15 protein-coding genes and 3 tRNA genes are annotated in these 16,906 nt (G+C 53.3%); 3 read left to right on the top strand and 15 right to left on the bottom strand.

The genetic code is table 11. The features are described from left to right. Nucleotides 1-94: 94 nt before the first annotated feature. Nucleotides 95-1,594: a SulP family inorganic anion transporter gene (locus tag AC6I7Z_RS07525; RefSeq protein WP_497813720.1), complete on the top strand. Its 1,500-nt coding sequence runs from the start codon at nucleotides 95-97 to the stop codon at nucleotides 1,592-1,594. A gap of 85 nt (nucleotides 1,595-1,679) precedes the next feature. Here the strand turns inward: AC6I7Z_RS07525 and AC6I7Z_RS07520 are convergent, their stop codons facing one another. From AC6I7Z_RS07520 to uvrY, 12 genes are all read right to left on the bottom strand, one after another. Next, entirely contained in the window at nucleotides 1,680-2,249 is a 570-nt protein-coding gene (locus tag AC6I7Z_RS07520; protein ID WP_497813719.1) for a hypothetical protein, read from the bottom strand. 186 nt (nucleotides 2,250-2,435) lie between these two features. After that, nucleotides 2,436-3,002 (bottom strand): hypothetical protein, encoded by a 567-nt coding sequence (locus AC6I7Z_RS07515; protein WP_497813718.1) that lies wholly within the window; start codon nucleotides 3,000-3,002, stop codon nucleotides 2,436-2,438. 113 nt (nucleotides 3,003-3,115) lie between these two features. Then, nucleotides 3,116-3,673 carry a hypothetical protein gene (locus tag AC6I7Z_RS07510; protein ID WP_497813717.1) on the bottom strand — a complete coding sequence of 186 codons (558 nt, stop codon included), beginning with the start codon at nucleotides 3,671-3,673 and terminating at the stop codon, nucleotides 3,116-3,118. A gap of 127 nt (nucleotides 3,674-3,800) precedes the next feature. Beyond that, on the bottom strand, nucleotides 3,801-4,250 hold the full coding sequence (afaD, locus tag AC6I7Z_RS07505) for an AfaD family invasin (protein ID WP_497813716.1): 450 nt from the start codon (nucleotides 4,248-4,250) through the stop codon (nucleotides 3,801-3,803). 24 nt (nucleotides 4,251-4,274) lie between these two features. Continuing rightward, on the bottom strand, nucleotides 4,275-6,782 hold the full coding sequence (locus AC6I7Z_RS07500) for a fimbria/pilus outer membrane usher protein (RefSeq protein WP_497813715.1): 2,508 nt from the start codon (nucleotides 6,780-6,782) through the stop codon (nucleotides 4,275-4,277). Between the two features lie 31 nt (nucleotides 6,783-6,813). Next, complete coding sequence (locus AC6I7Z_RS07495) at nucleotides 6,814-7,572, bottom strand: fimbria/pilus periplasmic chaperone (protein ID WP_497813714.1); 759 nt, start codon at nucleotides 7,570-7,572, stop codon at nucleotides 6,814-6,816. Between the two features lie 1,452 nt (nucleotides 7,573-9,024). Continuing rightward, a tRNA-Leu gene (locus AC6I7Z_RS07490) sits at nucleotides 9,025-9,110 on the bottom strand. Nucleotides 9,111-9,121: 11 nt separating this feature from the next. Beyond that, a tRNA-Cys gene (locus AC6I7Z_RS07485) sits at nucleotides 9,122-9,195 on the bottom strand. A gap of 40 nt (nucleotides 9,196-9,235) precedes the next feature. Beyond that, nucleotides 9,236-9,311: transfer RNA gene (locus AC6I7Z_RS07480), tRNA-Gly, on the bottom strand. A 152-nt stretch (nucleotides 9,312-9,463) separates the two neighbouring features. After that, nucleotides 9,464-10,012 carry a CDP-diacylglycerol--glycerol-3-phosphate 3-phosphatidyltransferase gene (gene pgsA, locus AC6I7Z_RS07475; protein WP_497813713.1) on the bottom strand — a complete coding sequence of 183 codons (549 nt, stop codon included), beginning with the start codon at nucleotides 10,010-10,012 and terminating at the stop codon, nucleotides 9,464-9,466. A 68-nt stretch (nucleotides 10,013-10,080) separates the two neighbouring features. After that, nucleotides 10,081-11,913, bottom strand: coding sequence for an excinuclease ABC subunit UvrC (gene uvrC / locus AC6I7Z_RS07470; protein WP_497813712.1), 1,833 nt, complete (start codon nucleotides 11,911-11,913; stop codon nucleotides 10,081-10,083). After that, on the bottom strand, nucleotides 11,906-12,565 hold the full coding sequence (gene uvrY, locus AC6I7Z_RS07465; RefSeq protein WP_048782205.1) for a UvrY/SirA/GacA family response regulator transcription factor: 660 nt from the start codon (nucleotides 12,563-12,565) through the stop codon (nucleotides 11,906-11,908). The genes uvrC and uvrY overlap by 8 nt, the downstream gene beginning before the upstream one ends. 423 nt (nucleotides 12,566-12,988) lie before the next feature. Here uvrY and AC6I7Z_RS07460 point away from each other — a divergent pair, with 423 nt between their 5' ends. Then, nucleotides 12,989-13,213, top strand: a complete 225-nt coding sequence (locus AC6I7Z_RS07460; protein ID WP_033751095.1) for a DUF2594 family protein — start codon at nucleotides 12,989-12,991, stop codon at nucleotides 13,211-13,213. 34 nt (nucleotides 13,214-13,247) lie between these two features. Here the strand turns inward: AC6I7Z_RS07460 and AC6I7Z_RS07455 are convergent, their stop codons facing one another. Both AC6I7Z_RS07455 and AC6I7Z_RS07450 read right to left on the bottom strand, forming a co-directional pair. Next, a complete protein-coding gene (locus AC6I7Z_RS07455; RefSeq protein ID WP_497815413.1) occupies nucleotides 13,248-13,859 on the bottom strand; it encodes an autoinducer synthase in 612 nt (203 codons plus the stop codon). Between the two features lie 122 nt (nucleotides 13,860-13,981). Next, nucleotides 13,982-14,704, bottom strand: a complete 723-nt coding sequence (locus tag AC6I7Z_RS07450) for an autoinducer binding domain-containing protein (RefSeq protein WP_497813711.1) — start codon at nucleotides 14,702-14,704, stop codon at nucleotides 13,982-13,984. Between the two features lie 388 nt (nucleotides 14,705-15,092). Here AC6I7Z_RS07450 and AC6I7Z_RS07445 point away from each other — a divergent pair, with 388 nt between their 5' ends. Further along, nucleotides 15,093-15,935, top strand: coding sequence for a DUF4396 domain-containing protein (locus tag AC6I7Z_RS07445; protein ID WP_497813710.1), 843 nt, complete (start codon nucleotides 15,093-15,095; stop codon nucleotides 15,933-15,935). A gap of 1 nt (nucleotide 15,936) precedes the next feature. On the opposite strand, the gene AC6I7Z_RS07440 is transcribed toward AC6I7Z_RS07445, so the two are convergent. Then, nucleotides 15,937-16,635 (bottom strand): extensin-like domain-containing protein, encoded by a 699-nt coding sequence (locus AC6I7Z_RS07440; protein ID WP_497813709.1) that lies wholly within the window; start codon nucleotides 16,633-16,635, stop codon nucleotides 15,937-15,939. Nucleotides 16,636-16,906: the final 271 nt, after the last annotated feature.

The following is a 16,906-nucleotide window of genomic DNA, read 5'->3' as shown; positions in this document are numbered from 1 at the left end:
TTTTCCTTTCAGACAGTACCCTCTCCAGCTTAATTTCTCCTGCGCTCTCCGCTTCTGCTGCGAGAGCGAATAATCAAAAAGAGCCTGCAAGTTTATGAGTCAACCTGATGACGTTGCCCAATCGCTGGACAACGACCTGAGCGTGGGTCGCGTGCTGCGTTCCCCCACCCTGTTCACCCGCGAGTGTCTGGCCGGCGTGATCACCGCGCTGGCGCTGATCCCGGAAGTCATCTCCTTTTCCGTGATCGCTGGCGTCGATCCCAGGGTCAGCCTGGTGGCGTCCGTGGTGCTCTGCCTGACGCTCTCGATACTAGGCGGACGTCCGGCGATGGTGACTGCCGCCGCCGGCTCGGTCGCGCTGGTGATCGGCCCGATGGTGCATGCGCACGGCGTGGAATATATTCTGCCCGCCGTGGTGCTGGGCGGCGTGATTCAGATCCTGTTCGGCGTGGCCGGTCTGGCGCGCATGATGCGCTATATTCCGCGCTCGGTGATGCTCGGCTTCGTCAATGCGCTCGGCGTGCTGATCTTCTTCGCGCAGGTGCCGCACGTCTGGGGACAAAGCCCGCTGGTGTGGCTGCTGTTCGCCGTGACGCTGGCGATCGTGCTGCTGCTGCCGCGCCTGCTGAAAAGCGTGCCTTCGCCGCTGGTCGCGATCGTGGTGGTCACCGCCGTCGCGCTGCTGATGGGCTGGCGCGTGCCCAACGTGGGCGACGAAGGCCCAATGAGCGCCGGCTTGCCTGGCCTGAATGCGCTTCAGGTGCCGCTTGATTTCAGCACATTGCAGATTGTCTGGCCGACCGCGCTCAGTATCGCCTTTGTCGGCCTGATGGAGTCGCTGCTCACCGCCAAGCTGGTGGACGATCTGACCGATACGCCATCCAGCAAGCGACGTGAATCCTGGGGACTCGGCGTCGCCAATATTTTCGCCGCCTTTTACGGCGGCATCGCTGGCTGCGCGATGATCGGCCAGACCATCGTTAACGTCGAGCTGGGCAAGGCGCGCACGCGCGTCTCAACGCTGGTCGCCGGGCTGGTGCTGCTGTTGCTGGTGACCGGCCTGAGCGCCGTAATGGCGCAGATCCCGATGGTGGTGCTGGCGGGCATCATGATGGTGGTCGCGGTGAAAACGGTGAACTGGCATAGCCTGCAACCCGCTACGCTGAAACGCATGCCCTGGTCGGAGACGCTGGTGATGGCGCTGACCATTGTCGTTACGGTCTGGACCGGCAACCTGGCGCTCGGCGTGCTGGCGGGCGTGATCGCCGCCATGATGCTGTTTGCGCGCCGTATCGCGCATGTTATTCATGCCGAGCGCCAGCTCAGCCCTGATGGCCACTCGGTGCACTACAGGGTGCGCGGGCCGCTCTTTTTCGCCAGCAGCAACGATCTGTTTGAGCACTTTGACTATGGGCACGATCCTAAACTGGTAACGATCGATCTGACGCACGCGCAGATATGGGACGCCTCTTCGGTAGCGGCGCTTGACGGCATTGCCTATCGCTATCAGCGTCACGGCGCGCAGGTAACAATTGTTGGCCTGGATACCCGCAGCAGTGATTTTCATCAGCGTCTAAGCGGCAGGCTGGGCTAGTTCAGGCATAACAAGGCCCCGACTGCGCGGGGCCTGTCAAACAGCGTCACTCATCACCTTTAGGGTAAGTTAAGACGCAAGAGCATTAACCCGCATATTCATAGGCGATGGTAGAGATAGTATAGGTATCGGCTTTAACGTCCTGATCGGTTGCTAGCGAGATATCATAGTTTACTGTTTTAACCGGCACCAGATCGCCGAAATCTTTTGACATTTCATTAGTCAAAACGACCCCATAATTATCTGTGTCCATATATTGTTGTATAGCATAACTATCCAGGTATTTAATCGTAAACATGACATTAATAGTATTTTCTGGATTATTTTTCCCTTTATATACTGCGCTTGGCATAAAATACCAGTCTGCTATGGATAAAGAATCGGCTCCGGTAAAACGCACCACATAATTGTGCGCGTGCCCGTCAAGCGAGTGAATCATGCCGTGCGCAACTTTATCCATCATTTTGTGCTGGCCAGCAAACAGATTTGCCACCGGCGTCAGCGTATGGGAAATTTGATCCGGCTCAGAAAATACCACATCCGCTGATGCTGCGACGCCGTCGCCTGCAACCGGCGCGGAAGCCGCATGAGCAAAACCGGTTACCATTGTGGCCGCTGCCGCAGAGGCGAGGAAAAATTTATTGAAGTGAATCATAATTAAACCTTTTGGTTAAATTAATAAATAAAAGATAATCATTCTCTAAATACAGTTATCACTTTTACTTACTGTCGTTACTAAACAGACAACTGCGATTTTCAGCGCGGACTAAGCGGCTATCCCGGCCAGCTGAACAGCTTTAGCCGGGGTTTTATGTTGAATCGCTGTCAAACCGCGTAGCGCTTACCCCGCATATTCATAGGCGATGGTGGAAATAGTATAGGTATCGGCTTTAACGTCCTGATCGGCTGCTAGCGAAATATCATAGTTTGCTGTTTTTACCGGAACCAGATCGTTAATACCTTTTGACATTTCATTAGTCAAAACGATGCCGTGATTATTTGAGTCCATGTATTGTTGCACAGCAAACTGCTCCAGATTTTTCGTCGCAAACTGAACATTAATTGTATTGCTTGAGTTATTTCTTCCTGTATAGACTGCACTTGGCATATCATAATATCCCTTGGAAAAAGAAGCGGCTCCGGTAAAACGCACCACATAATTGTGCGCGTGCCCGTCAAGCGTGTGAACCACGCCGTGCGCAACTTTATCCATCTTTTTGTGCGGGCCAGCAAACAGATTCGCCACCGGCGTCAGCGTATGGGTAATCTGATCCGGTTCGGAAAATACTACATCCGCTGATGCCGCAACGCCGTCGCCCGCAACCGGCGCGGAAGCCGCATGAGCAAAACCGGTTAGCATTGTGGCCGCTACCGCAGAGGCCAGGAAAAATTTATTGAAGCTAATCATGATGAAACCTTTTGGTTAAATTAAAAAAATAATCCTCTATATAAATAAAGAGGCCACTTTTTTAATTACTGACGTTAATTTAACAGACAGCAGCGCTGTCAGGATAAAAAGACTTAGCCAGCATACTCATAGGCAACGGTTGAAATAGTGTAAGTGTCAGCCTTAATCGTCTGCTTTTTATTCAGAATAATTTCATAGTTAACTGTTTTCGCCGCCGCAGGTATGCCCTGACGACCATAAAGTACCAGGCCATGATTGGTTGAGTCCATATACTGATTAGCGCTGTTATTGGTCGCTATGTTTTTCAGGCCAAACTCAACATTAATGGTATTGTCTGGATTATTTTTACCCGGATAAATTGCGCTGGGGATATCAGCATAGCCCGAGCTGTATGAGCTGGCGCCGGTAAAACGCACGACATAGAGATGCGCGACGCCGTCCAGTGAATGTACAACGCCATCCGCAATTTTTTCTAGATCCTGATGCTCACCAGCAAACAGATTCGCTACCGGCGTCAGCGTATGGGAAATCTGATCCGGCTCGGAGAATACCACATCCGCTGATGCCGCGACGCCGTTACCCGCAACAGGTGCGGAAGCCGCATGAGCAAAACCGGTTACCATTGTGGCCGCTACAGCAGAAGCCAGCAGTAATTTATTTAACGTAATCATGACAACACCTTTTAATTAAATATGAAAGAGAAAACTTGCTATAAAAATATTATCTATCGGGACTTTATTTAACTCAATAAACAGAGATTAAATAACAATCAAGCATCCATCAGAACAATATCGAAAATTACATCCCCACCAGAGCAGCATTAATATCCAGCGTGTAGCTATCGGCCTGCGGCGACTGGTCGCCATCAGCAATAATATTGAAGCTCACTCTGGTATCGCTGGTATTAAAATGCATCCCCTGACCGTCGGGCGTTTCCGCAGCGTTAATGCCTTTAGGCTCCAGACGCACTTTCAATATATGTGCAGCCTCTCTTTTCCCCCGCAGCAGAAAATGGCCAGCGCGCAGGGCAGCGGAAGTTTTGTCACTCCATATTGAGAAGCCAGCATGTTCGCTGTGACTGATAATCATGCCCTGACCAAGCCGCATCCCATCCTTAATATTACCCGCCAGCAAACTCTGCTTCATTTGCAGCATCAGCTGTGGCGCTTCTGCCGCTGTCGCCATATTTCCCCCAGCGCCGGTAAATAAAAGCAGGCTGGCCAGTAAACTCATCACGGTTTTATTCATTTCTGTTCTCCTGTTACTTCGGGTTTAACGACAGATCGCCTGAGCCAGATAAATACCCGCAGCGCCGCTTTTCGCGGAAAGATGATAATCAGCCTGACACTGTTCATTTGCGCTCTGGCCCCATTTCACGATCAGTTTCCCTTTAGGCGCCAGACCGGACAGATAGACCTCTCCCTTTTCACCCACGATGCCGCTGTCGGCACTCTGTTGATTGACAACGGTCACCATACTGCCGAAAGGCATTGCGCTACCGTTGGCGCGCGTCAGCGTTATCATCGCGCGCGCGCCAATATGGGTATGGAACGAGGCCGCGACCACGGCGCCTTCCGTGGGGACGACGGTAACGTCGGTTTGCGTAATTTCAGCGTCCGTCGCCAGCTGCGAAGAGTCGAGGCTTACCGTATTACGCTGATAGGGTTGCAGCGATGAAACGGTGGTATAGCCGCGATAGTCGGTTTTTACGCCGCTCCAGCCACCGGCGGGAACGCCGCTGGCGCCCGGCGCTTCAACCAGCGCAACGGTGCCCTCTATCGGCTGACCCAGCGTCAGGCCGTCACGTGTCAGCACCATACCGCCCGCAACATCGATGCCGGTTTGCTGCGACGTCGGGCTGTAGCTATAGCTGCCGTTGATTTGTCCGTAGCGCCCGTTCCAGCCGAGCTGCATGGCGCTGTTATTTCTGTCGCTTGCGCTGGCAGATGAACGGTAGCGCTGGCTGACATTCCACTGAAGTTGCTGGTCGAACGCCTGGCCGCTAACACCCAGCTGCTGGCTGTCGCCTCCTTTTGAAGGCGAGGTGTATTGATAGTTCGCCCTGGCCGAGCCGTTCAGCCAGCGATCCAGCGGCAGGCTGACCATCAGGCTGACAATGCGATCGTGCTGCTTATCGCTGCTGTAGTGCGTGCTGTTTTGCGACCAGTTAAGCCCCACACTGACGCCATGCATCACCACGCTGTAGGCCGCGCTAAAGGATTCGCTGGCACCCTGATTGCGATAGGTGTCGCGTGAACCACTCAGGCTGATACTTCCCAGCTCGCCCAGCGGCTGGCTGAGCGAAATTGTGGTGCGAGACTGACGTTTATCGCTGCTGCTGAACTGCGCCGATCCCTCTCGCCCGTAGCTGTTCAGCACATCGCTCATCGTGGCGTAGTTTGAGCTAGCGTACTGATAGCTGGTCAGCGCAAAAGTGGTGTTGGTCGCCGCCAGCGATTTGCTGTAGCGCATGCGCCAGCTGGCGCCTTTTTCACTCGCCATTCCACGACGCTGACCGCTGGAGCCAGTGCCATCAACCGAGATGGCCCCCAGGTAACCCAGCGAAAGCCCGAGTCCTGCTGAAATGGCCTGATAGTGCTGCGCCCACTGCGTACCGCCATAAAGGGTCAGGTTACCCGGCAAGCCGTACATCAGGGTTGCCTGCGCCACCGTGGCCGCTTTTACGTCGCTGCTGGCGGCGCGGTATTGACCACTCATCAGGTTATAGATCATATGGCCCTCATGCAGCGCCACGGCGGGCGTCTGATAAGGCACGGTAAACACCTGCGGATTGCCGTCTGTTTCCCAGACGGTGACCTGCAAATCGCCGCCCGTACCCGCTACCGCCAGGTTATCCAGCGCGAACGGACCGGGCGCCACGGTGGCGTTATAGAGGGTATAGCCGTTCTGTTTTACCTCGACCCGGGCCTGCGTGCGTGCGATACCCCGCACGATCGGCGAGTAGCCGCGCTGCGAAGCGGGCATCATGCTTTCGTCGGTCGCCAGCATCACGCCGCGAAACGGCACGCTGTCGAACACGTCAGACGGCGTGAAGCGTTCACCTAATGTCAGACGGCTCTGCATGCCGTAGAGGCCGCGATCTACATAGGTATAGGCGCTCTGCCAGCGGCCCGGCTGACCGCGATCTTTTTGCCAGCTGGTGACGTTACGCAGCCGCCACGGGCCGAAGTTGGCGCCCGGTTCCAGTTCGACATAGTTGGATTGATCGTCGCTGCCCCCAGTGCCGCGTGACGTCGTGCTGGTATGGCTGATCTGATAGTTGAGCAAAACTGCCGGCAATCCATCATCCCACTGACTGCGTGGCGCAATATCGTTGCTTACATTTAGCAGCGCCGCCTGCGGCACCGACAGCAGCAGCTGCTGCTGGCTGAAGTTAAATGTTGCCTGCGCCTGGGGTATCGCGCTCAGTGAAACGCACGCATCGTCCGCCCCGCTTTTCAGCCCTGGATAAGCATCGACTTTAATCCCGTAGCGTGCGAGCTGCGCGCGACTCAGGCAGGGTTGCAATTCAGGTTCGCCCGCACTGGTTTTGACCTGGCGAAAGAGCACATCACCCGAGTCCACTACGTCGCCGTTGAGCACAATATCGACACGGTAGGTGCCGGGCAGTTCGCCGCCCTGGTTAATCAGCGCCATATCGGCTGCGCTGACGTCACCATCCAGCTGGGAAGCATCAAACGTCCATGTTTGCGCGGCTACCGTCATGGAGAACAGGGCTGAGCCTATGGCCATTGCTATCGTTGTAAGCCTGAATTGCATGATGAATATCCGTTCTTAATAATGAGAGGAGTTAAAGCGCACTGTGAAACAGCTGGCTTTCGCCTCCTTCATCAGTAATCACTTTCCACTGAACCTGTCCGGCGGCACCGGCGGGGAGCGAAAAATGTTGCGAAGCAAAAGGCGCAATGTAGTCCGGGTTCGCAATCTCTTTTCCGCCTGCATTCACTGTCAGCAGATTGATATAGAACGGGGAGGGATTAGTGACGGTCAGCGTATTGCCCTGCCGCTGCCATTTCAGGCTGTTTGCGGCATCTAACATGCTGCCGTGAATGCCGGAAGGACGTACCAGCAATTTAATGCACTGATGAGCGCTGACTTCCAGGTGGAGGTTTACCGCATTATTCCCGGCGCTTTGACCATTTTTATCTGCCCATACATCGGTATCTTTGGGCGGAATACCGCCCACGCAAAGCCACTGCAGGGTTTCGCGATCGTTACTGACGCTGCCGCCCGTGCGAATCACGCGCAGACGACTCTGCTGCTGCGCTTCGAGGCGTGAAAGCGGCGGCGTCACAATAAAGGGGGCGGGTGTTTTCTTATCTTCAGCAAAAACTTTACCCTGCACCAGAATGGGATAGCTTTGCGGATTGGTTACCGACAGCGCCGCCCCGCTGGAGGCTGGATTATAAATCATGCGCGTTTCGCTCAGTTTTAAGCGAAACTCTTTTGTTGTTGTGACAATATTTTGATTGTCAGCTGCGCTATAAAAGCTAATAAACGCGGTGGCCAGTGCCGCAGAAACGAAAAAAGATTTCATGAGGGTTTTCATATTCAATTTCCTGGAAAGTTCTTTAACAACAAACAGTTAATTAAAACTGCTTACCGGTGATATGTCTTTGCTGCGCATATCAGAACGCCTTCCATGCTGAAAAAAATGAAAGAAATGACCGATTATTTTAAATAATCGTTAGCTTTCTGGATGCCGTTAAATAAGTGACTGCTTTATTCTGTTTATTCAGGCTCGCTCTTTATATTCCTGCTAAATTTCATTAGCGCGGGGCGGCATTGAAGTCTGAATAAGCAGGCCGCATGTTATGATTCAGTAAAATCATACGGCGCTAAAGCAGTGTAAAGGTGGTCACATAACTGTGCGCTAGCGACTGTCAGGTGTGAAAGATGTGCAGGCATCATATGCTCCTCTTATCAGGATGTTGCTGTAGTAACATTCCCGCTTTAGTCTGGCTGGCCCTCTCTTACCGCGCCAGGCCGTAACAAAAGCGACAGTTCTTCATTTCAACATCCATTTGTATGTGATCATTCTCACATTTCGTGGGCACTTTATAGAATAATCCGAATTAGCCTGCAATCGGGAATATACCTATCATGAAAACTCAAACGATAGGCTAAGGCTATCTAAATGGGCAGGTCATTTGCTAAAAGCAAACAATTTCGTAATAAGATTACGCAACAGCGCTGAGTTTTAAGAGAATTTCCCGGTGCCGGTGTGTTTTAAAATGTGAAAAAAATAACCTGGAGTGTTCATAATTTGTTCACAACCTGCCACAGAGAAAGTTAATCACCGGTATAAAACAATGAGGATGTTTACCAGGCGTTTAATTTGATTGAGGCGTTTGGTCGATTAGCGCAATAAATAACATCGACTGCGATCGCATTTCTTTAAATAAGGCGCACAATCGCTGCTTTTATCGCGCCACTGAATATCAACCTGACCTCAACCGGATGGAAAAAAATTTAGGTTTCTGAAAACAGCGGTTTTGCCGTTTTATAGATAAACCGGTGACTCTGGTTGACTCAGCCTCAGATAGTCTGAACGCACGGCTATTTCGGCCTGCTGAGACCCTGTTATGTAACAGTTGAGGCATCCTGGTGACGATGAGCAGAAACCGACTTGCGGTTTGCTGCTTCTGACAGGGATTGATTGTTTGACGGCATTGACCGAGGTCATGGTGAAGCGCCCCTGCTGACCTCGCCTGACGCAGCCGCGCGACTGTACCTCTGCCAGCCGGATAATTGTCCGCTGCAGGCCACGTACAGAGCGCACCATCTCAAAAGGACAAAGAGAACGTCAGGAGAGGAGCAAACAGTGATATACGATCGTAAAACTGTGGTACTCCCGGCCGTGAATGGACAAAAAGCCGCAAGTAATATCAGGAAGGGGTATCAGGAAGGGAGCGCAACGCACAAAAAAACCGCCCTGAAGGCGGTCACGACATTGCTTACTACTGCTTTGTTTTAATTTGGTTTTTTTAATCGATAGAGATGGTGCCCGGGGCGGGACTTGAACCCGCACGACCATAAGCCGAGGGATTTTAAATCCCTTGTGTCTACCGATTTCACCACCCGGGCAGGGTGTAAAGTGGAGGCGCGTCCCGGAGTCGAACCGAGGTGGACGGATTTGCAATCCGCTGCATGGCCACTCTGCCAACGCGCCTTTATCCGCTGTGCCGTCAGGGGATCCTGACCTGCAAATCTGGAGCGGGAAACGAGACTCGAACTCGCGACCCCGACCTTGGCAAGGTCGTGCTCTACCAACTGAGCTATTCCCGCATTGTTCAGCAATCTAATGGAACTTGCTGATTTTGCTTATCTTCTGGCGGGCTTGCCGCCGTTCGATGCGATGCATTCTACTGACCTGACGCACTGAGTCAACAGAATTATCTTCACAGTGCGTCCGTTTGCTGCTTTTTAAGTCGCTTCGATCAGCTATCGAGCAGATCGCCGCGCGCAGCGCTTAAATACTGAAACATCGACCAGAATGTCAGCACGGCGGCAATATAAAGCGCCACCACGCCCACGGCGATTACCGTGGTGTCGGGACGCCACAGCAGCGCCACCAGCGAGAGCATCTGCGCCGTGGTTTTCACCTTGCCGATCCAGGAGACGGAGACGCTGCTGCGCTTGCCGATTTCCGCCATCCACTCGCGCAGCGCGGAAATAATAATTTCGCGCGCGATCATGGTCGCGGCCGGCAGAGTAATCCACCACGAGTGAAAGTATTCCGCCACCAGGACCAGCGCAATCGCCACCATCACCTTATCGGCTACCGGGTCGAGGAAGGCGCCGAAGCGCGTGGTTTGCTTCCAGCGACGGGCGAGAAATCCGTCGAACCAGTCTGTTACCGCAGCGACCACGAAGATCAGGGCGGTGGCGAACGGCGCCCAGTAGAACGGCAGATAGAAAGCCAGCACGAAGAAGGGGATCAGGACGACTCGAAACAGGGTGAGACACGTCGGAATGTTAAATTGCATATGCCGGTAACTGTCTGGAATGGGTAGAATTTCCCCTATGTTCCTACATTGCCTCACCTGTTTCAATGCTAGTGTTTTAGCGAATGGTATATTTTTTCCGCCAGCGCGAACGAAATGCCGGGCACATTGGCGATCTCTTCAACCGTGGCGTTCATCAAAGGTTGCAGGCCGCCCATATACTTAAGCAGCTGCTGGCGGCGTTTTGGGCCAATGCCTTCGATGCTCTCCAGCGCGCTGGTGTTCTTTACTTTCGCCCGTTTTTTACGGTGGCCCGAAATTGCATGATTGTGAGCGTCGTCACGAATATGCTGAATAACGTGCAGCGCCGCGGAGTCCGGCGGCAGCGAAACGCCCTCGCCTTCCGCTTCAAAGAAGAGCGTTTCGAGGCCCGCTTTACGATCGCTGCCTTTCGCCACGCCCAGTAAAATCGGTCGCGATTTATCCCATTCGACGTCCAGCTCGGCAAACACCTGCTTCGCCTGCGCCAGCTGCCCTTTGCCGCCGTCGATCAGAATGACGTCGGGTATTTTGTCCTCTTCCAGCGCTTTGCCGTAGCGGCGGCGCAGCACCTGATTCATCGCCGCATAATCATCGCCGGGCGTAATGCCTTCGATATTGTAGCGCCGGTAGTCGCTGCGCAGCGGCCCGTTGGGATCGAACACCACGCAGGATGCAATGGTCTGCTCGCCCATGGTGTGGCTGATGTCGAAGCACTCCATGCGGTTAATTTTGTCCAGCTCGAGAAACTGCGCCAGCGCCGCCAGCCGCTGCTGGATAGTGGAGTGCTGCGATAACCGCGTGGTGAGCGCCGTCGCCGCGTTGGTGCGCGCCAGCTTGAGATAGCGCGCACGGTCGCCGCGCGGTTTGCTCTGAATAGTCACGCGGCGCCCCGCCAGCTCGCTCAGCGATGCGGCTAGCAGTTCACGCTCCGGCAGATCGAAGTCCAGCAGGATATCGCCCGGCAGGGTGCGCGCTTCGCTGCCCTGCAGGTAAAACTGACCGACGAAGGTCTGCACCACTTCCGCCAGCTCGGTATCGGCCGGAACTTTCGGGAAGTAGCTGCGGCTGCCCAGCACTTTGCCCTGACGAATAAAGAGCACGTGCAGGCAGGCCATGCCGGCGTCGTAGGCGACGCCCACCACGTCCAGATCGTCGCCCTGATTGGAGACGAACTGCTTTTCCGTAATGCGACGCACCGCCTGGATCTGGTCGCGCAGACGCGCCGCCTCTTCGAAGCGCAGCCCGATGCTCGCCTCTTCCATGCGCTTCACCAGCATGTTCAGCACCTGGTCATCCTTACCGGCGAGAAACAGCCGCACGTACTCCGTCTGCTGCGCATACTCCTCTTCGCTCACCAGACCGGCGACGCACGGACCAAGGCAGCGTCCAATCTGATACTGCAGGCAGGGTCGGGAGCGATTGCGGTAGACGCTGTTTTCACACTGGCGGATCGGAAAGACTTTTTGCATCAGCGCCAGGGTTTCACGCACCGCATAGCCGTTCGGGAAAGGGCCAAAATATTCGCCTTTCGCGTGTTTGGCGCCGCGATGGTAGGCCAGGCGCGGATGCGTATCGCCGCTGAGAAAGATAAACGGATAGGATTTATCATCGCGCATCAGCACGTTGTAGCGCGGCTGATAGAGCTTGATGTAGTTGTGCTCGAGCAGCAGCGCTTCCGTTTCAGTGTGCGTAACGGTGACGTCTATATGATGGATGTTGCTGACCAGCACCTCGGTCTTTCGACTGCCGACGTGGCTGCGAAAGTAGCTGCTAAGGCGCTTCTTAAGATCTTTGGCTTTTCCTACATAGATCACGGTGTCCGAGGCGTCGTACATACGGTACACGCCCGGCTGGCTGGTCACCGTGCTGAGAAAGGCTTTGGCGTTGAAAACTTCACTCACTACTGATTAACGGCTCCGCATTGAACAGGCCATGTCGAATGGCCAGATGCGTTAACTCTACGTCGCCGCTGATGTTCAGCTTGCTGAACATGCGATAACGGTAGCTGTTAACGGTTTTAGGACTGAGATTGAGCTGCTCGGAGATTTCCGTCACCTTTTGCCCTTTGGTGATCATCAGCATAATCTGCAATTCCCTTTCCGACAAACAGCTGAAGGGCGATTCCGCTTTTTGCGGCTCGATCTGGCTCAGCGCCATCTGCTGGGCGATATCTGACGCGATGTAGCGCTGGCCGGCGTGTACGGAGCGGATAGCGTTGACCACTTCCTGCGGCGCGGCGCCTTTGCTGAGATAACCTGCCGCGCCCGCCTGCATCACCTTAGCGGGCAGCGGGTTTTCGGTGTGGATGGTCAGCATGATAATTTTGATATCGGGATTGAAGCGCACGATTTTGCGCGTCGCTTCCAGCCCGCCAATGCCGGGCATATTCATATCCATCAGGATCACGTCGACCTGATGCGATCGGCACCATTTCACCGCGTCCTCGCCGCAACAGGCCTCTCCCGCGACCACAAGACCTTTCATATCTTCCAGTATGCGTCGAATACCGGCGCGTACCAGTTCATGGTCATCTACAAGAAGAACACTGATCAACGGGGAGCACTCCGCAAGCTAAAATGAGGAATAATTCTGATAATGAATCCGCGCATGATACCTGCTTTTCGCCTTAATGAACATCAATCGCCCGAATGTTTGGCCGTATTAAATGATTTACATCAAGGCTTTCCAGACAGCCAAATTAATATGTTGGCCGCCTAAAATATGATCATTTTATCTTTTTATTTTTCATTAGATTTCAAACCGTTAAATTATGCATCAGGTAAAATGCCGGTTTGCGCTTAAATGCAGCCTGGGCGGGCTGTGAAAATTATTCACCTGCTGCTTTAAATAATATCCTGTTGAGGAGTCGGCCGCGCTGACGCTTCGCTTGCGCAGGTAAATGGCGTGCTGTGATATACTGTTGCACGGCTGCGCGGAACATGCCGGCACGATCGATTAACCCCCAAGGAGAACACGATGAGCGATGAAGAATTTGTTACCTCGCACGACACGCTGAAGCTGGCCGACGAAGTCGCCTGTCTGAAAATGATGGTGACGCTGATTCTGAAAGGAATGGGCCAGGCAGATGCCGGCAAAGTGATTATTAATATGGAACGCTACGTGCAAACCCTGGGTGATAAGCCGCAGGCGGAAGTGTTTAGCAACACCATTAAACAGATTAAAACCGCGTATCGTCAGTGATGCGTTCGCCCCCGCCTGACGCGGGGGCGCGCTGTCAGGTGTGCGACTGCCAGTTGACGGAGACGCCCAGCGACGGCAATACCTCTTCCGGGCTGAAGCGCCGCGTGCCGCGATACTTTTCCGCCAGCGCCGGCTGCGCCACCGGAATACGAATCGCGAACAGATTATCCTCTGACTGGATTAAGCCCGGCGTAAGCGGCTCATAGGCGACCTGGTGATCCTCAAACATCTTCTCCAGCATCGGCGTCGCCGAACTAATGAGATACTCCATACCGTTGAGTTCGGCGAGCTGTACGGCGTGCCATAACAGGTTGAACGGCAGTTCCGCGTCCACGTCCAGCTTCGCCGAGAAGCGCGACATCTCCCACACTTTTTCATGACTGAACGGCACCACCAGCCCTTCGCTCTGGGCAGGCTCATGCCACGGCATCAGCCGCGCGCAGCCGCTAATGCCGTCGCGCGCGCTCCATGCCAGCAGCCAGGTGACATCTGAACGATCAAAACGGTCATACTCCTGACCCGGCGTGCTGAGACGCGGCGGAATCGACCAACCTTCTCCACGCGCAAATACGCTATAACGGTAGCTGCCTAACTCGGCCAGCAGAGAGGACGGCATATCCTTTAACTGGGTTTGAATTATCTTCATCATGCGCCCCTGACATCCTCATGTTTGCACTGATTTACGCTACGCCCGCCTGGCAAAGTCCCGGCGCAGGGTAGACAACTGCTTCCGGCAACGTAACTACTAAATTTAGTAGTTGCCTTTTTCTATATCAGACCAATTGCCGCCGCATAACAGGCAATTTGGGTTTTATTGGAAACATTAAATCGCTTTTGCATATTCTTTTGGTGAAAATTTACCGTATGCTGCGAAATAGCTAAAATAAGCGAAATTTCAGCCGAGGTTTTGCCTTCAGCAGTCCATTTCAAAATCTCCAGCTCGCGCTGACTGAAATCATTTTTTAGCACCATTAGCGCATCATCGGAAAAACGCTGAAGCGCACGCAAGCTCAGTTCCGCCAGAAAGTGCAGTTTCACTTCCAGCTCGGTCTGCAAATGCTGCGTCTTGCTTGCCAGGCGAGATGCTATAGATAATATACCAATGGCGCGATTTGACGCCATCGCGGAGCAGGAAAATCCGCTGTTTAGCCCATACTCCTGCGCCTCTTTCCACAAATCGCCGGCCCCAGCGAAGATGTCGTCCGTCCACTCCAGCCCTCGTCCCGGCTGCTGGCAAAGCAATAACACCGGATCGACGGCGTAATAGTTTTTTTCTTCATAGCGTTTAATCCAGGCGGCCGGATAGGTGCTATGCAAAAAAATACGCGGCCGGGTAAAAGGCACAGGATGCTGAATCAAAAAGGAATAGCTGTCGAACCCTAGTGACACTACGTGGGTCTGAATGAGCGTCTTCAATTCTTCAGTTGAAGCGAGAGCCTGAAATTCTTTTTCCGTCTCTCGGCGCCAGACGAAATAATTTTCGTTAGTCATATTGCCTCGGCGTTATCCTCACGCTGACGCGTCTGGTTATTGAGGTTGTACATTTTAAAAAAATAAATTTATAAGAGAAAAAAGTTTTATTGAGAAAAAAACAGGCATGCAAGTAAAAACCACGTCACGTCCGGTTGTGCGTGTTTTTTCTTAAAGCATGATCCCTGCGCTTCTCGAAAGAGAATCCCATTCTCAGCAGTGGAGCCGCCGAAAAAACAGAATAAGATTTTTCTTAAACGGATTCAATCTGCAATACAACAATAAATTCCTCATACATTGGCCATCATTCAGCATGACTATTAAGTTAAATTAGTTTAGATACGTAATTTATTTGTAAACATAGAGTTAAGGTATTCTAAAGCGAAAATGCCAGTAGCAGTGGAAATGCGTGCTTTTTTTTACCGCTTCGCTTAAGCATAGATCGCTTGCTTGTGTCGCGATTGGGCTACGCTTAACCATGGACCCCTTATCTACTCATTACGCACGGCAGGCAGGCTGCTGGCAGCCTTCGGCCGTTTTTACGGATGCGCTTTTACCTTTGCAGGTGGGAAACACTATGTTGAATCAGCTGGCATTACCCTTCCTGGTATTAGGAGCCTGTACCGCTCTGATGATCCTTAAGGATATTTTCCGCCATCCTCATCCTGTCGGGATAATGAACATTATCTGGCCGCTGACTGGACTCTATCTGCCGTTCTTTGGCTGGCTGGCCTGGTGGTATCTTGGTCGAAAACCTTCGCGTCAGCTTAAACTTGCGCTATTAGTTCCGCAAAAAATTCATCATTACGCCGGCTGGCAAACCATATTTATTACGACCTCTCTCTCGGCGGCAGCCTGCATTTTTAGCGAACTGATTACGATTCCGATTATCACTCTGCTAAACCACTATCATTTTGCTACGCCGCTCTGGATGCAGGCAATTATCTGCCTGGCTATTTCTCTGATTAGCGGTCTGTTTTTACAATTTATGGCGATCAGGCAGCGCGAAGCGCTTTCTATCTGGCGCGCCTTGCTGGTCGCCTTTCGCACCGAAACGTTTCCGCTGCTGGTTTATCAGGCGGGCATTTTCCTCTTTATGAGCCTGGCCCTAAAATTTGTACTTCATCAGCAAATCAATCCGCTGATGGCGGCTTTCTGGTTTATGCTGCAGCTCGCAACGCTGACTGGATTTATATTTTCCTGGCCCGCCAATCATTTTCTGATTAAACGCGGGCTGAACCCGGCGGTTTAATTCATCGACAATATCCGGTTCCGCGCATGCCGAAATGAAAATGGCCGGCATGCGCGGCGTTATAATCCGGCCCAAGCGCATTGCCGAAGTTATTACATCCCTCCTGCCAGAGCTGATGCAGCAGAACAGACTTGTTTTCCGGCTGCGTCCAGTTTTTCCCCACCTCTATGCGTTGCCCGTCAGCCAGCTGAAAGCCGGTGACGTCCCAGGCATCCGCGGTGGCATGCTCGCTTAAGCGCCCTTCCGTGCGGTGATAGATATTGCGGCAGGCGTAGCTGCCGACATGGTTGATGCGCGTCAGCGACGCGCCAGGCTGCGCCTGCGCCAGACGCTGCTGGCTGCGCAGAACAAACATGGTGCTGGCGACGGCCATTGGGCAGCTGGCGAGAAAACTGCTGCTCAGGCTGACCTTGCCGAAACGCTGGATGCGCAGCGGATCAGGCAGCGGGCAGGCGCCCGTGACGGCGGGACGCGCGCTAAACGTCACCAGGCCCGCCTGCTGCGCGCGGCGCATCACGTCGAGGCAGGCAGCGGGATCGCTAGCCAGCCGCTTGAGTTTGTAGCGCGTCATCCAGCCGGGCGGATCGGTGACCGCCAGCGGCGTAAAGGGGTTGAACTGAGGCGGCAGATGCTGCTTCAGCCACGGCAGGCTCCACCATCCAACGGCTATTAACACCAGCAGCAGAATAATCGCGCGCATTCTCCCTCTCGCAGCAGCTTGATTTAGAGAACAAAAGTGTAGAAGCTACGCGCCGGTTTAGCGCTGTTAACGGCGCTTTTCGCTTAAAACAGCCGCATTGTGCCGCAAGTTTGTGCCGCGTAAAGATTTTCTGACATGTTAATAAGACGTAAAGGTCGCATTTGGACAAAAAAATTAGCGAGCTTTTGCCTTATTCCTCTATCTTATGCCCACTTGCCTCCAGGCAAGCGATCGCAAACAGCCAGCAGAGCTGACACAACATCCAGACAGG

It is taken from the genome of Pantoea sp. X-Soil-MYKO-1289 (assembly GCF_059730625.1).
This window is presented reverse-complemented; position numbering and strand designations above follow the sequence as displayed.

What these genes read in the sequence shown, in the direction of transcription:
- AC6I7Z_RS07525 (WP_497813720.1), top strand. Translation starts at nt 95, where the DNA reads ATGAGTCAACCTGATGACGTTGCCCAATCGCTGGACAACGACCTGAGC.
- AC6I7Z_RS07520 (WP_497813719.1), bottom strand. Translation starts at nt 2,249, where the DNA reads ATGATTCACTTCAATAAATTTTTCCTCGCCTCTGCGGCAGCGGCCACA.
- AC6I7Z_RS07515 (WP_497813718.1), bottom strand. Translation starts at nt 3,002, where the DNA reads ATGATTAGCTTCAATAAATTTTTCCTGGCCTCTGCGGTAGCGGCCACA.
- AC6I7Z_RS07510 (WP_497813717.1), bottom strand. Translation starts at nt 3,673, where the DNA reads ATGATTACGTTAAATAAATTACTGCTGGCTTCTGCTGTAGCGGCCACA.
- afaD (WP_497813716.1), bottom strand. Translation starts at nt 4,250, where the DNA reads ATGAATAAAACCGTGATGAGTTTACTGGCCAGCCTGCTTTTATTTACC.
- AC6I7Z_RS07500 (WP_497813715.1), bottom strand. Translation starts at nt 6,782, where the DNA reads ATGCAATTCAGGCTTACAACGATAGCAATGGCCATAGGCTCAGCCCTG.
- AC6I7Z_RS07495 (WP_497813714.1), bottom strand. Translation starts at nt 7,572, where the DNA reads ATGAAAACCCTCATGAAATCTTTTTTCGTTTCTGCGGCACTGGCCACC.
- pgsA (WP_497813713.1), bottom strand. Translation starts at nt 10,012, where the DNA reads ATGCAATTTAACATTCCGACGTGTCTCACCCTGTTTCGAGTCGTCCTG.
- AC6I7Z_RS07460 (WP_033751095.1), top strand. Translation starts at nt 12,989, where the DNA reads ATGAGCGATGAAGAATTTGTTACCTCGCACGACACGCTGAAGCTGGCC.
- AC6I7Z_RS07455 (WP_497815413.1), bottom strand. Translation starts at nt 13,859, where the DNA reads ATGAAGATAATTCAAACCCAGTTAAAGGATATGCCGTCCTCTCTGCTG.
- AC6I7Z_RS07450 (WP_497813711.1), bottom strand. Translation starts at nt 14,704, where the DNA reads ATGACTAACGAAAATTATTTCGTCTGGCGCCGAGAGACGGAAAAAGAA.
- AC6I7Z_RS07440 (WP_497813709.1), bottom strand. Translation starts at nt 16,635, where the DNA reads ATGCGCGCGATTATTCTGCTGCTGGTGTTAATAGCCGTTGGATGGTGG.